The organism is Bradyrhizobium sp. ISRA464 (assembly GCF_029910095.1).
Lineage (GTDB): Bacteria > Pseudomonadota > Alphaproteobacteria > Rhizobiales > Xanthobacteraceae > Bradyrhizobium.
The window spans coordinates 3,888,666-3,903,710 of record NZ_CP094526.1 but is presented as its reverse complement, the minus strand read 5'-3'; the positions used below and the strand labels follow the sequence as shown (position 1 = coordinate 3,903,710).

At 64.4% G+C, this 15,045-nt stretch carries 11 protein-coding genes; 1 reads left to right on the top strand and 10 read right to left on the bottom strand.

Features of this window, described 5'->3' with window-relative positions; all coding sequences use genetic code 11:
* Positions 1–1,035 carry an ABC transporter permease gene (locus MTX19_RS18365; RefSeq protein WP_280978711.1) on the top strand — a complete coding sequence of 345 codons (1,035 nt, stop codon included), beginning with the start codon at positions 1–3 and terminating at the stop codon, positions 1,033–1,035.
* A gap of 761 nt (positions 1,036–1,796) precedes the next feature.
* On the opposite strand, the gene MTX19_RS18360 is transcribed toward MTX19_RS18365, so the two are convergent.
* From MTX19_RS18360 to nuoL, 10 genes are all read right to left on the bottom strand, one after another.
* Entirely contained in the window at positions 1,797–3,407 is a 1,611-nt protein-coding gene (locus MTX19_RS18360) for an IS1182 family transposase (RefSeq protein ID WP_280978673.1), read from the bottom strand.
* Between the two features lie 75 nt (positions 3,408–3,482).
* Complete coding sequence (locus MTX19_RS18355; RefSeq protein ID WP_280978673.1) at positions 3,483–5,093, bottom strand: IS1182 family transposase; 1,611 nt, start codon at positions 5,091–5,093, stop codon at positions 3,483–3,485.
* A gap of 133 nt (positions 5,094–5,226) precedes the next feature.
* Complete coding sequence (gene mtnK / locus MTX19_RS18350) at positions 5,227–6,531, bottom strand: S-methyl-5-thioribose kinase (protein WP_280978708.1); 1,305 nt, start codon at positions 6,529–6,531, stop codon at positions 5,227–5,229.
* 76 nt (positions 6,532–6,607) lie between these two features.
* Positions 6,608–6,892: a DUF1467 family protein gene (locus MTX19_RS18345; RefSeq protein ID WP_280978707.1), complete on the bottom strand. Its 285-nt coding sequence runs from the start codon at positions 6,890–6,892 to the stop codon at positions 6,608–6,610.
* A gap of 6 nt (positions 6,893–6,898) precedes the next feature.
* A complete protein-coding gene (mce, locus tag MTX19_RS18340; RefSeq protein WP_280977765.1) occupies positions 6,899–7,303 on the bottom strand; it encodes a methylmalonyl-CoA epimerase in 405 nt (134 codons plus the stop codon).
* Positions 7,304–7,342: 39 nt separating this feature from the next.
* Positions 7,343–9,013: a ribonuclease J gene (locus MTX19_RS18335; protein ID WP_280978705.1), complete on the bottom strand. Its 1,671-nt coding sequence runs from the start codon at positions 9,011–9,013 to the stop codon at positions 7,343–7,345.
* Positions 9,013–9,816, bottom strand: coding sequence for a biotin--[acetyl-CoA-carboxylase] ligase (locus tag MTX19_RS18330; protein ID WP_280984827.1), 804 nt, complete (start codon positions 9,814–9,816; stop codon positions 9,013–9,015). Before MTX19_RS18330 ends, MTX19_RS18335 begins: the two co-directional genes overlap by 1 nt.
* A 61-nt stretch (positions 9,817–9,877) precedes the next feature.
* Positions 9,878–11,314 (bottom strand): NADH-quinone oxidoreductase subunit NuoN, encoded by a 1,437-nt coding sequence (gene nuoN, locus MTX19_RS18325; RefSeq protein ID WP_280977763.1) that lies wholly within the window; start codon positions 11,312–11,314, stop codon positions 9,878–9,880.
* Positions 11,315–11,420: 106 nt separating this feature from the next.
* Positions 11,421–12,935 (bottom strand): NADH-quinone oxidoreductase subunit M, encoded by a 1,515-nt coding sequence (locus MTX19_RS18320; RefSeq protein WP_280978704.1) that lies wholly within the window; start codon positions 12,933–12,935, stop codon positions 11,421–11,423.
* Complete coding sequence (gene nuoL / locus MTX19_RS18315; RefSeq protein ID WP_280978703.1) at positions 12,936–15,008, bottom strand: NADH-quinone oxidoreductase subunit L; 2,073 nt, start codon at positions 15,006–15,008, stop codon at positions 12,936–12,938.
* Positions 15,009–15,045: the final 37 nt, after the last annotated feature.

Genomic DNA, 15,045 nt, shown 5'->3' with positions numbered 1-15,045 from the left:
ATGGCAAGCAGTGACAGCGCGACAGCGCGAGCGGATCACAAGCGGTCGCGCGGGCTGGCGCCCTTCCTGCGCTCGCAGATGCGCAACATCGCGCCGTTCCTGACGCTCATTTTCCTCAGTGCCTTCTTCGCCATCGCGAGCCCGTCGTTTGCGACCCTCGACAATGTCGGCAACATCCTCACGCAAGTGTCGGTCACCGGCATCATCGCCGTCGGCCTCACCTTCGTCATCCTGTGCGCCGAGATCGACCTCTCGATCGCCAGCATCGCCAACGTGACCGGCATCGCGGTTGCCTACTTCACGCTGCAGGAATCCTACGTCAACATCGCCAATGTGCCGATGTCCGGCTGGGCCGCGATCCTGCTGGCGCTGGCGCTGTGCGCGCTGCTCGGCGTGGTCAATGCGCTGGGACTGACCATGATCGGCATCCCCTCCTTCATCATGACCCTCGCCATGATGCAGATCGCCGCCGGCGTCTCCGCGCTGCTGGTGCGCGGCCAGATCGCCTACAAGGTGCCGGACCTGATCACGACGCTCGGCTCCGGCTCGATCGGCGGCATCCCCTGGATCGTGATCGTCGCCGCCGTGATGCTGCTCGGCGGCCATCTGGTGCTGACCTACACGCGGTTCGGCCGCTACGTCTATATGGTCGGCGGCAATCGCGAGGCCGCGGAGTTTTCCGGCCTCAACGTCAAGCTCATCCTCGGCAGCGTGATGGTGATCTCGGCGGTCTGCTCGGGGATCGGCGGCATGCTCGGGGTGGCGCATTTCGGCAGCGCCCAGCAGAACGAGTTCGATACCTATCTCCTGGATTCCATCGCGGCCGTGGTGGTCGGCGGCACCAGCCTGTTCGGCGGCCGCGGCGGCATCGGCAACACCATCGTCGGCCTGTTCGTGCTCGGCGTGCTCAACAACGGCCTCGACCACGTCAATATCGACAGCTTCCTGAAGATCCTGATCCGCGGCCTGATCCTGCTCGCCGCGCTGATCATCAACGTCTACGCGCAGCGGCTGCGCGAGCAGGCGGCGGAGTGAGATTGCTGAGGCCACTTGCGAGACCTGCTCGCCTTGATGGTGATGGGTTGTGCACTGCTCTCGCTCGATGTCTCACGCCGTCATTGCGAGGAGCTCGCGACAAAATTGCAAAGCAATTTTGCGCTGAAGCGACGACTTGTCCGCCGAAGCCTCGGCGCAGACGGAAGCAATCCGTCGCTCCGCTCCGCCGTCATACCCCGCGCATGCGGGGTATCCAGTACGCTGCGGCCTGTCGATTCAATCACTGCTGCCTCTGGGATACTGGATCGCCCGCTTTTGCGGGCGATGACCGTCGTTAAGATGTGGCATTGCGTTCTCGCGGCACGATGTGTCCGAGGTTTTCGTCAATCTTTCGCCCTCTCTTGAACAGAGGGCGCAGGGAAAGCCGGGTGCCGATTGCACCCATGGGTCCCGAGCAAATGGAAAGCTCGGGAGGTAGGACCACAGGTGAAACCGGAGCAATCCCGGCTTTCCCTGCGCGATGGGTTACGGCTTATACCTGCTCTCCCCGGCGAGACTTGGCTTTTTTGTCACCGTCTTCGCAAAGACGCGTTCGCGTGCTTAGCGAGGAGACACCTGCCACTGGGGCGTCGGAACCACACGACTTCACCGTCCGCCTCATGCGCACTCGTCAGTTGCGCAATCGGCGTCCACCGCATCTCGACCCAACACTCGTGACGATCGCGAAGCGCCCCTCAGGCGGGTGAGACGGGCGGATTCGTGCCACTGATTTGCCCGTCGAGACTGGGCAAGAATGGCGACTAAGGGGCTGGGGCGGCTCGGAAAGCACTGACGACGAGCGACAGCGAGATTTTGGCGCGGAAGGGCCGCAAAGCAAGCCGAATGGCGCGCAGAGTGGCCGCAAGGAGGTTTGCGCCGGCAATGCGCGTCTTTTCTGCAAGGTACGCGACGAAGCGGTCGAAGCCGAGAATGCTGAGCACGCGGGTGAAGTTGTAGCAAAGCGCCATCAGGCTCCATTCGCCGCGGACCTTGTCGAAGCCGCGCACGAGAAAGTGCTGATAGCCGGCGCGGCATTTGAGTGTTCCGAAAGGGTGCTCGACGATGGCGGAACGGCGGCGCATCAATGTGGCAGCCTCGGCGCTTTGCATCCTCATGCGGTGACGTTCGAGAACGTCCTCGTGTTCCCAGCGCGCGATGCTCCGGTAAGGCGCCTTCGGGGCAAGACACCGCGCGCTCAGGGGACATGCTGCGCAGGCCGCCTTGCGCGCCAGGTAGCGGATCTCGATGCGGCCGCTCGTGTTCGTCCAGCGCCCTTCCGTCGGGCGCAGCAGCTCGCCGGCCGGGCAACGGTAGGCATCGGCGTTCGCATCGTAACTGAAGTCCTTGCGGCTGAGGCGGCCTTCCTTGAGCTTGCCATTGCCCTCGTGCAGCGGCACATAGGCAACAATGCCGTCATCCTCGCAGGCCTTCAGGTCCTCGCTGGTGGAATAGCCGGCATCGGCCGCCACCTGCAGAGTCTCGACGTCGAGGGCCTCTTTTGCCGCCTTTGCCATCTCATGAAGATGGCCCGCGTCGTTGCGGTTGACGACCTCGCTGGCAACGATGAGCGTGTGCTTGTCGTCAACGACGCTCTGCACGTTGTAACCCGCAATGGTCTGGTCGCCCTTGCTCAGAAGCCTTGCGTCGGGATCGGTCTTCGAGAGTTGCCCCTTGTCGCTTGTCTCCAGGTTCTTGAGGTCGGCTTGCGCGCGCTCGCGCCGGGCCATCAGCTCCTTCACCTTCTCGCCGACATCGCCGCTGCCCTTGCTGCCATCTCCCGGACCGGCACATCGCTTGGCTTCCTCGGCATCGTTGGCTTCAAGGGCCTTGCCATAAGCCTCGATCTCCTTGTCCAACGCGGCGATCTGTTTGGCCAGCTTCCCTTGCGTGAAGATGCTGCCCTTGCTGGCGTTACCATGGAATAGCGCCCCGTCGATCGCAACGAAGGTCCCACCGATCAGGCCGAGGTCGCGCAGGAGCAGCACGAAACTGCGGTTCGCGGCCTTGAGCGCCGCCCAGTTCTCCTTGCGGAAGTTGGCGATCGTCCGATAGCCCGGCTTCATGTTCTTCAACAGCCAGATCAGCTCCAGATTGCGGCAGGCCTCCCGCTCCAACCGCCGCGACGACCTGATCTGGTTGATGTAGCCGTAAAGGTAGAGCTTCAGCAGATCGGCCGGATCGTAGGGCGGCTGCCCCACTTCGTCCGCGGCACGATCCGCATGGCGGAAGCCGAGCTTTGAAAGGTCGAGCGCGCCAACGAAACTGTCGATCGCCCGCACCGGATTCTGCTGTCCGACATAGTCCTCAATCCGGGGAGGAAGAAGACTGGGTTGCTCCCGGCTGTCGCCGGCCTTGAACGTCCGATTCGCCATGCGCCGAATCGTACATCAACTCCAAAAAATGCCGAGTTCTTGCCCAGCCTCGTCGAGACTGGGCAAGAATGGCAACTAAGGGGCTGGGGCGGCTCGGAAAGCACTGACGACGAGCGACAGCGAGATTTTGGCGCGGAAGGGCCGCAAAGCAAGCCGAATGGCGCGCAGAGTGGCCGCAAGGAGGTTTGCGCCGGCAATGCGCGTCTTTTCTGCAAGGTACGCGACGAAGCGGTCGAAGCCGAGAATGCTGAGCACGCGGGTGAAGTTGTAGCAAAGCGCCATCAGGCTCCATTCGCCGCGGACCTTGTCGAAGCCGCGCACGAGAAAGTGCTGATAGCCGGCGCGGCATTTGAGTGTTCCGAAAGGGTGCTCGACGATGGCGGAACGGCGGCGCATCAATGTGGCAGCCTCGGCGCTTTGCATCCTCATGCGGTGACGTTCGAGAACGTCCTCGTGTTCCCAGCGCGCGATGCTCCGGTAAGGCGCCTTCGGGGCAAGACACCGCGCGCTCAGGGGACATGCTGCGCAGGCCGCCTTGCGCGCCAGGTAGCGGATCTCGATGCGGCCGCTCGTGTTCGTCCAGCGCCCTTCCGTCGGGCGCAGCAGCTCGCCGGCCGGGCAACGGTAGGCATCGGCGTTCGCATCGTAACTGAAGTCCTTGCGGCTGAGGCGGCCTTCCTTGAGCTTGCCATTGCCCTCGTGCAGCGGCACATAGGCAACAATGCCGTCATCCTCGCAGGCCTTCAGGTCCTCGCTGGTGGAATAGCCGGCATCGGCCGCCACCTGCAGAGTCTCGACGTCGAGGGCCTCTTTTGCCGCCTTTGCCATCTCATGAAGATGGCCCGCGTCGTTGCGGTTGACGACCTCGCTGGCAACGATGAGCGTGTGCTTGTCGTCAACGACGCTCTGCACGTTGTAACCCGCAATGGTCTGGTCGCCCTTGCTCAGAAGCCTTGCGTCGGGATCGGTCTTCGAGAGTTGCCCCTTGTCGCTTGTCTCCAGGTTCTTGAGGTCGGCTTGCGCGCGCTCGCGCCGGGCCATCAGCTCCTTCACCTTCTCGCCGACATCGCCGCTGCCCTTGCTGCCATCTCCCGGACCGGCACATCGCTTGGCTTCCTCGGCATCGTTGGCTTCAAGGGCCTTGCCATAAGCCTCGATCTCCTTGTCCAACGCGGCGATCTGTTTGGCCAGCTTCCCTTGCGTGAAGATGCTGCCCTTGCTGGCGTTACCATGGAATAGCGCCCCGTCGATCGCAACGAAGGTCCCACCGATCAGGCCGAGGTCGCGCAGGAGCAGCACGAAACTGCGGTTCGCGGCCTTGAGCGCCGCCCAGTTCTCCTTGCGGAAGTTGGCGATCGTCCGATAGCCCGGCTTCATGTTCTTCAACAGCCAGATCAGCTCCAGATTGCGGCAGGCCTCCCGCTCCAACCGCCGCGACGACCTGATCTGGTTGATGTAGCCGTAAAGGTAGAGCTTCAGCAGATCGGCCGGATCGTAGGGCGGCTGCCCCACTTCGTCCGCGGCACGATCCGCATGGCGGAAGCCGAGCTTTGAAAGGTCGAGCGCGCCAACGAAACTGTCGATCGCCCGCACCGGATTCTGCTGTCCGACATAGTCCTCAATCCGGGGAGGAAGAAGACTGGGTTGCTCCCGGCTGTCGCCGGCCTTGAACGTCCGATTCGCCATGCGCCGAATCGTACATCAACTCCAAAAAATGCCGAGTTCTTGCCCAGCCTCGACGGCGGAAGTGCTCATTTGCCCGTCGGGTTAATTTGCCGCACCGCCCGAAACGGCAGCGATCGCATTCCCATGCTCCCTCCTATCGAACAAACTCCGGCTGCCAGTTGCGGACCTCGCGCGCCGCCCCGGTCACCGCCCCGATCGTCGTGAAGGACGGCGCCTCCAGCATCATCCGGCGTGCCAGCCTGAGGCTGCGCGCCTCGCAGATCGCGCGCTGCTCCTCGTCCGCGATCCACTCGAAATCGATGTTGTGCGCGAGGCCGAGAATGCGGCGGATGGTCTTGGCGGCGGCGAAGCCAACCGTGTCCTGCAACAGCCGCGCCATGTAGACCTGCCGCTCCGCTTCCAGCCGCGCGGCGCCCGCCTCGCCGGAAAACAGCGACACCGGATAGCCGTCGCCCTTGGCCTCAGTTCGCCACAACGCAAGAAATTTTCGAGCAAACTCGGTCCAGACGCCCTCGACCGTCTCCAACAGCCAGGCCTCGAACGAGGCGCGCTCGCCGGGCGTGCGCTCGTGCCCTGCCGAGGCGAGATAGGCCATGATCAGATTGCCGATGACGGCTCCGATATCGAACCCCATCGGGCCGTAGAACGCGAATTCGGGGTCGATCACCCGAGTCTCGCGCTCGGTAACCATGATCGAGCCGGTGTGCAGGTCGCCATGGATCAGCGCCTCGGGGCTCGCCATGAACTTCAGCTTGAGCCTTGAGATCGCGACATGCAGTTCGAAATCCTCGCGGAAGGCAGCCGCGGTCGCATCGAGGTAAGGCGCGGTCCAGCGGTTCTGCTCGGCGATGCGATAAGGATCGGTGAAGATCAGATCCTCGGTGATCTTGCAGAGCGCATGGTTACCGGCGAACGCCGCGATTCCCTCCTTCTTCTCCGCGGCCGAGAGCGCAAGGTCGGACGAGAAGAACAGCGTCTGGGCCAGGAAGGTCGAGATGTCCTCGACGAAGCGCGGGTAGCGCGTGGCACCGATCAGCCCCTTGCGCATGATGATATGGGGCTCGAGCAGCTCCATTGCGGTCAGCGCGAGCGGGCCGTCATGGTGCAGCACCGACGGCACCAGCTTCGGCGCCAGCCGCGCCTGATGCACCAGCGCCAGATGCTCGTAGTGGGCGCGCGAGAGCGGCAGCGGCCAGCTCTCGCCGACCAGGCGCACATAGGGCAGCGCCTGCTTGACGGCGATGCCGCCGCTCGTGCCCTTGACGATGAAGACGAGGTTCAGATTGCCGTCGCCGACCTCGCTGATCGACCAGTCGGCCGGCGCTCCGCCGAGGTGCGCGACGATCGCGGGCAGGCCCGCGAGGTAATCCCGCAGATCGGACTCGCGCAGGATTCGGTATTGGCTCTGCCCGGAGCCCGGTTGCGCCTGCAGGTTCATCGTGGTCGCCTCCTCCTGATGTCGCAGGGCGAGGTTGATCCTCGCTCCCGCTTCGGGCCGATCCGGCCTTTTCTTGTCAGTTGTGGAACGCCGGCATCCCCATCAGTCTCGACAACCGCTCGATCGAGAGATAGCCGGCGTAATAGGCCCACATCCCGATCGTGAAGATCACGGCCGAGAGCAGCGTGGTCCAGAGTAGCTTGCGTCCCATCTGCGCCAGGACCGGCGCACCGGGATCGGTGCCGGGCGCACCAACCCCGTCCTCTTGCTCGCTGCGCACGCCGAACGGCAGCGTCAGGAACAGCACGATCCACCAAAGGACGAAGTAGATCGCAAGCCCGGTGGAAATCTGGTACGCCATGCGACCTCAGGCCTGTTCGATCTCGACCAAGGCGCCGGAGAAATCCTTGGGGTGGAAGAACAGCACCGGCTTGCCGTGGGCGCCGATCTTCGGCTGGCCGTCGCCGAGCACACGCGCGCCCTCGGCGACCAGGCGGTCGCGGGCGGCGATGATGTCGGGTACGTCATAACAGACATGGTGGATGCCGCCGTCGGCATTGCGCTCGACGAACTTCGCGATCGGCGAGGCCTCGCCCAGCGGCTCGATGAACTCGATCTTGGTGTTCGGCAGCGTCACGAACACAGTGACGACGCCGTGCTCCGGCAGCGGCACGGCGTCGGAAATCTCGGCGTTGAAGGCCGTGCCATAGATCTTGGCCGCCTTCTTGGCGTCCTTGACCGCAATCGCGACGTGATTGAGCCGGCCCAGCATGTCTCTCTCCCTTGTCGTTGCGCGCCCGCGAGGTGCGCGTCAGACCGTCAGAACGTGCACGAGGCAGATCGGCTTCTTGCCCCATTGCTCGTTCAACAATGCCCGCACCGCACGGCGCACCGATTCGGCCAGCGCATCCGGATCGCGCCGCCGCGGCCGCGACAAGCCCTCGACCGTCGAGACCACGACCTCAAACACGATGTCATCGAGCATTTCGCCGGCGGCATTCTTCTCCGGCATGCCGACGAGATCAACCTCGGGATCGTCGGCAAGCTCGCCCTGCTCGGTCATGGCGATGGCGACGAAGGCGCAGCCGGCAAATCCCATCCGCCGCCGTTCCACCACCGCGCGCGACTTGGCGTCCTCCAGGATGGTTCCGTCCTTGTAGAGCCGGCCGGCCGGCAGTTCGTCGATGATGCCGGAATCGCCCGGTCCGAGCTTGACCAGGTCGCCGTTGCGGCAGGTCAGAACTTTCGGCACGCCGGCGGCGCGCGCCAGCTTGGCGTGCTCGGCCAGATGCAGGGCCTCGCCGTGCACGGGAATCAGGAGTTGCGGCCGCACCCAGGAGATCATGTCGCGGAGCTCGTCGCGGCGCGGATGGCCGGAGACGTGCACCAGATGGTCGCGGTCGGTGATCACCTCCACGCCCTGCTCGACCAGCCCGTTGATGATGCTGCCGACTGCCTTCTCGTTGCCGGGAATGGTGCGGGACGAGAAGATCACGGTGTCGCCCTTGTTCAGGGTGATCTGCGGATGATCGTCATTGGCGATCCGCGCCAGCGCCGCGCGCGGCTCGCCCTGGCTGCCGGTGCACAGCGCCAGCACCTTGTCCGGCGGGAAATGCCCATAGACCTCGGTGCTGCGGAAGCTCTGCACGCCGTTGAGATAGCCGCATTCGCGCGCCACCTGCACCGCCCGCTCCATGGCGCGGCCGACCACGACGACTTCGCGGTCCGCTGCCCTGGCAGCGTCGGCGACCGCTTTCATGCGCGCGACGTTGGAGGCGAAGGTGGTGACGGCCACCCGCCCCTTCGCCTTCTTCACGAGGTCGGCGATGGTCTTCGCGACCTCGGCTTCCGACGGCGACCGGCCGTCGCGCACGGCATTGGTGGAATCGCCGACCAGCGCCAGCACGCCTTCGTCGCCGAGTTCGCGCAGCCGCCGTTCGTCGGTCGGCAGCCCGAGGATCGGGGTCGGGTCGATCTTCCAGTCGCCGGTGTGCAGCACGGTGCCGACTTCGGTCCTGATCGCCAGCGCGTGCGACTCCGGAATCGAATGCGCGACCGGGATGAACTCGACATTGAACGGGCCGATGTCGACCCGGCCACCCGACGGGATCACCGTGACGGGGATCTTCGGCGGATTGCGCTCGGCGGCGCATTTGGCCTCGAACAACGACGCGCTGAACTGCGTCGCGTAGATCTTGCAGCCGAGCTTCGGCCAGAGATCGATGATGGCGCCGAAATGGTCCTCATGGGCGTGCGTGAGCACCAGGCCCATCAGATTGTTGCGCTCTTTCTCCAGGAAGCGGATGTCCGGCATGATCAGGTCGATGCCGGGCAGATGCTCCTCGTCGCCGAAGGAGACGCCGAGATCGACCGCGAGCCATGCACGTTGATGGCGATTGCCGAGGCCGTAGATCGACAGGTTCATGCCGATCTCGCCGACGCCGCCGAGCGGCGCAAAGGTCAGTTCGTCCGGGCGCGCCATCAACTGGCCCTCACCGAGGCTGCATTGCCGAAATAGACCTCGCCGGCAGTCACGGGCATGCGCTGGCCGTCAGCGGTACGGACGATCAGGCAACCGGTGTCATCAATGGTGTCGAAAGTCCCCTCCAGCGCCGCGGTCCCGGTCTGGATCGCCACCTTGCCGCCGAGGCCGGCGGCGCGCTCCAGCCACAGGCGGCGGATCTCGGCAAAGCCCCGGCCATTGTCCCAGATCCCGCGGAACTCGACCCATGCATCCGACAATGCTGCGAACAGCTCTTCCGGCCCGATCTGGACGCCGAGCGCGGCGAGCGACACGGCCGGCGTCGGGGTGCCCTCGGGCGCCGCCACGACGTTGGTGCCGATCCCGACCACGACCGCAAGGTAATCGTCGACACCTTCGGCCTCCAGCAGGATGCCCGACAGTTTCCTGCCGTCAGCCAGCACGTCGTTCGGCCATTTCAGGGTGTATGCCGGGCTCCGCCCGAGCCGCAACGCCGCTTCGATGCTGACCTTCTGCAAGGCCGCCTCGAGCGACAGCCCGGCGGCGAAGCCGAGCGTCGCCGCGACCGCGGGGGGAACGTCCATCACCTCGAGGACGCTGCTGGCGAGATTGCCGCGCGGCGCGACCCAGGCCCGCTGCCGCCGACCGCGCCCCGCGGTCTGCTCCGGGGTCACGAACCACATCGGCCCGCGCGCACCATCGCGGGCGCGCCGGAGCGCCTCGGCATTGGTCGAGTCGATCTGGTCGAAAGCGGCGAGCTTGTAGCCCGCCGCAATGGCCCGGGGTCCGAGCGTGAAGGTCATTTTGACGTTTTGCACATGATCATCTCCGAAAGCCGGTCTCCACGTTTCGGGATCATGCGCGTCAGAACAGCGACTTCGCCGCCGCCGTTGCCATGCTGACCAGCGGCCCTGGATAGGCGAAGAAGAAGATGTTGAAGAGGCCTGCGACCGCCAGCACCGTGCGCAACTCGACGCGCACCGGATCGAGCTTGCCGACCGGCTGGTCGAAATACATCACCTTGACGATCGACAGGTAGTAGAACGCGCCCACCACGCTGGTCAGCACGCCGATCACCGCGAGCGTGAACAGGTTTGCCTTGATCGCGGCGACGAACACATACCACTTGGCGAAGAAGCCGGCGAGCGGCGGGATGCCGGCGAGCGAGAACAGCAGCATCGCGAAGAAGAAGGCGAGCAGCGGATTGGTGCGCGACAGGCCGGCGAAATCGCTGATCTGCTCGACCGCCTGGCCGTTGCGCTTCATCGCGATGATGATCGCGAAGGAACCGAGCGTCATCGCGACATAGATCGCGATATAGACGAGCACGCCCTGCGCGCCCTCGACCGTGCCGGAAGCGAGGCCGACCAGGGCAAAGCCCATGTGGCCGATCGACGAATAGGCCATCAGCCGCTTGATGTTGGTCTGGCCGATCGCCGCGAACGAGCCCAGCGCCATCGAGGCGATCGACACGAACACCAGGATCTGCTGCCACTCGGTGACGATGCCGGGGAACGCGGTGAGCGTCGCGCGCGTGAACACGGCGAGCGCGGCGACCTTCGGCGCGGAAGCAAAGAACGCCGTCACCGGCGTCGGGGCGCCCTCATAGACGTCAGGCGTCCACATATGGAACGGCACCGCCGACACCTTGAAGCAGAGGCCGGCGAGCAGGAAGACGAGGCCGAACACGATGCCGAGGCTGCCCGTGGTCGCAGCCGCCGCGATGCCGGCGAAGCTGACCGTGCCGGTGAAGCCATAGATCAGCGACGCGCCGTAGAGCAGCATGCCCGACGACAGCGCGCCGAGCACGAAGTACTTCAGGCCGGCCTCGCTCGACTTGGCGTTGTCGCGCTGGCTCGCGGCGACGACGTAGAGCGCCAGGCTCATCAGCTCGAGGCCGAGATAGAGCGAGATCAGATCGCCGGCGGAGATCAGCACCATCATGCCGAGCGTCGACAGCAGCACCAGGATCGAGAACTCGAACGTCCGGCGCGAGGGGTCCGACAGGAACTCGGTCGCCAGGATCAGGGTCGCGGCCGAGCCGATCAGCGCCAGGATTTTCAGGAACCGGGCGAAGTCGTCGACGATGAAGCTGCCGCCGAAGGTGACGAGCTTGCCGGCCGGCAGCCACACTTCCAGCAGGCCGGTCAGAACCAGCAGGCACACTGCAAGCGCCGTGACGAGCCGCGTCGTCCCCTGCCCGCGATAGGCTCCGATCATCAACAGCACCATGGCGCCGACCGCGAGCACCAGCTCCGGCAGCACCGGCTGCAACTGATAACCTGCACTGGAAAAGCTCATGGCATTGTCCTAACCGAGAACCCCAACTCCGATCGAGGTCCTGTCCTTTTTATTTGACGCGTTTTCTTCATGCGAACCGGGTCCCACTTCGCTTGAAAACGCTATGCTATTTCACGACCAGCGAGGCTGCCTTCACGGCAGTCACGGCGGTATTGTAATTGTTGACGAGTTGCTGGACCGAAGCGGCCGACATGTCGAGCACCGGCTTCGGATAGACGCCGAACAGGATGGTCAGCGCGATCAGCGGGAACAGCGTCAGGCATTCACGGAAGGTGAGATCCTTGATCGACATCAGCGTCGGCTTGACCAGCGCGCCGAACACCACCTTGCGGTAGAGCCAGAGCGCATAGGCCGCCGACAGGATCACGCCCGTGGTGGCGAAGAACGCCGTCGGCAGCGAGACCTTGAAGGTGCCGAGCAGCGTCATGAACTCGCCGACGAAACCCGACGTGCCGGGCAGGCCGACATTGGCCATGGTGAAGATCATGAACGTCATCGCGTAGAGCGGCATCCGGTTCACCAGGCCGCCATAGGTCGCGATCTCGCGCGAATGCATGCGGTCGTAGACTATGCCGACGCAAAGGAAGAGCGCGCCGGAGACGATGCCGTGCGAGACCATCTGGAACATGCCGCCGGCGACGCCCTGCGTCGTGACCGCGAAGATGCCCATGGTGACGAAGCCCATATGCGCGACCGAGGAGTACGCGATCAGCTTCTTCATGTCTTCCTGCATCAGCGCCACCAGCGAGGTGTAGACGATGGCGATGACGGACAGCGTGAACACGAATGGCGCGAAGTCATGCGAGGCCAGCGGGAACATCGGCAGCGAGAAGCGCAGGAAGCCGTAGCCGCCCATCTTCAGGAGGATCGCCGCCAGCACCACCGAGCCCGCCGTCGGCGCCTCGACGTGCGCATCCGGCAACCAGGTGTGTACCGGCCACATCGGCATCTTCACCGCGAACGAGGCGAAGAAGGCGAGCCACGCCCAGGTCTGCATGCCGCGCGGCACCGCGGTGTGCATCAGGGTCGGGATGTCAGTCGTGCCGGCGTTCCAGTACAGCGCCATGATGGCAAGCAGCATCAGGACCGAGCCGAGCAGCGTGTACAGGAAGAACTTGAACGACGCGTAGACCCGGCGCGGACCGCCCCAGACGCCGATGATCAGGAACATCGGGATCAGGCCGCCTTCGAAGAACAGGTAGAACAGCACGAGATCGAGCGCCGAGAAGGTGCCGACCATCAGCGTTTCCAGGATCAGGAACGCCATCATGTATTCGCCGACCCGGGTCGTGATCGCCCGCCAGCTCGCGATAATGCACAGCGGCATGATCGCCGTGGTGAGGATCAGCAGCGGCAGCGAAATGCCGTCGACACCCATGTGATAGGTGATGCCGGTGGCGAGCCAGGATGCCTTCTCGACGAACTGGAAGTCGGTCTGCGCCGGATCGAAGCGTGCCACCAGGATCAGCGAGATCACGAAGGTGATCACCGTCGTCCACAGCGCGATCCAGCGCGCGGTGCGGTTGGCGGTCTCGTCCCCGCCCCGCGCCAGCAGATAAACCAGGATCGCGCCGACGGTCGGCAGGAAGGTCGTGACCGAAAGGATTGGCCAGGTTGTCATTTACTGGCCTCCCAAGCCGAACATGAACCAGGTGATCAATCCGGCAGCCCCGATCAGCATCGCAAAGGCGTAGTGATAGAGGTAACCGGTCTGCAGTTTGACGACGTTGCGGGTGACGTCGAGCACGCGGGCCGAGACGCCGTCGGGACCAAAGCCGTCGATGATGAAGCCGTCGCCCTTCTTCCAGAGCGTGTAGCCGATCCACTTCGCCGTGCGCACGAAGATCAGGTCGTACACCTCGTCAAAGTACCATTTGTTGAGCAGGAACTGGTACAGCATCGGCTGCTGGTTCGCGAGCTCGACCGGCAGGTACGGCCTGCGGATGTAGAACATGTAGGAGATGAACAGGCCGATCACCATCATGACGGTGGGCAGCGGCGCGAGCCACGCCGGGATCTGCTCCATGTCCTCGAGGATATGCGGGTTCATCTTCACGGACTCGCGGAAGAACTCTTCCACGCCGTGGGGGCTGGCGAACAGCTCCTTGAACGGGAGGCCCGCGAGGATCGAGCCGGCGGCGAGCACACCGATCGGGACCAGCATCCACATCGGGCTCTCATGCGCCGCCTCATAGTGCTTCTGGTCGTGCGGCTCGCCGAAGAAGGTCTTGAAGATCAGACGCCAGGAATAGAACGAGGTCAGGCCGGCGGCCGCGACCGTCAGCAGATAGGCGTAGACTGCGAACGGATTGTGCGCCGCATAGGCCGCCTCGATGATCGCGTCCTTGGAGAAGTAGCCCGCGAACAGCGGGAAGCCGGTCAGCGCCAGCGTGCCGATGCACATCACCGCGAAGGTGTACGGGATCTTGCGCCACAGGCCGCCCATGTTGCGGATGTCCTGCTCGTGATGCATCGCGTAGATCACCGAGCCGGAGCCCAAGAACAGCAGCGCCTTGAAGAAGGCGTGCGTGAACAGGTGGAACATGCCGACCGAATAGGCCCCTGCCCCCATCGCCACGAACATGTAGCCGAGCTGCGAACAGGTCGAGTACGCGACGATGCGCTTGATGTCGTTCTGCACCAGGCCGACGGTCGCGGCGAAGAACGCCGTGGTCGCGCCGAAGAACATCACCACCGCCTGCGCGGTCGGTGACAGCTCGAACAGCGGCGACAGGCGCGCCACCATGAAGACGCCGGCGGTGACCATGGTCGCGGCATGGATCAGCGCCGACACCGGGGTCGGGCCTTCCATCGCGTCCGGCAACCAGGTGTGCAGCAGGAACTGCGCCGACTTGCCCATCGCGCCCATGAACAGCAGCAGGCAGGTCAGCGTCAGCGCATCGGCATGCCAGCCGAAGAAGTCGATGGTCTTGCCGGTCAGCCCGGGCGCCGCATGGAAGATGGTCTCGAAATCGGTCGAGCCCACCAGCGCGAAGATCGCGAAGATGCCGAGCGCGAAGCCGAAATCGCCGACGCGGTTGACCACGAAGGCCTTGATCGCCGCGGCGTTCGCCGACGGCTTCTGGTACCAGAAGCCGATCAGGAGGTAGCTCGCGAGACCGACGCCCTCCCAGCCGAAGAACAGCTGCACGAGGTTGTCCGAGGTCACCAGCATCAGCATCGCGAAGGTGAACAGGCTGAGATAGCCGAAGAAGCGCGGCCGGTTCGGGTCCTCGTCCATGTAGCCGATGGAATAGAGGTGAACGAGCGCGGACACCGTGTTGACCACGACCAGCATCACCGCCGTCAGCGTGTCGACCCGCAGCGTCCAGGCCACCTGCAGGTCGCCCGAGGTGATCCAGGGCATCAGCACGACGCGGGCGTCATGATGCATGAAGCCGACATCGACCAGCGCGAACCACGACAGCGCCGCCGATACGAACAAGAGGCCGGTGGTGATCAGCTCGGCCAGCCGCGATCCGGCGGCCGGCGGCTCCGAGACATGGTGATCGTCGTGGCCGTGGTCGTCATGGCCGTGATCATCATGGGCCGCCGCGGCATGGGCGTCGCCATGCGCATCGTCATGATGCTCGACGGTATCGCCGCTCGGATTGCGCGCATGCGCACCGACCAGCGAAATGATCCCTGCGAGGATGGCGCCCAGCAGCGGCAGGAATACGATTGCCTGTATCATTGGACGTTCTCTTTGCGCATGATCGTGCCGGAAAACC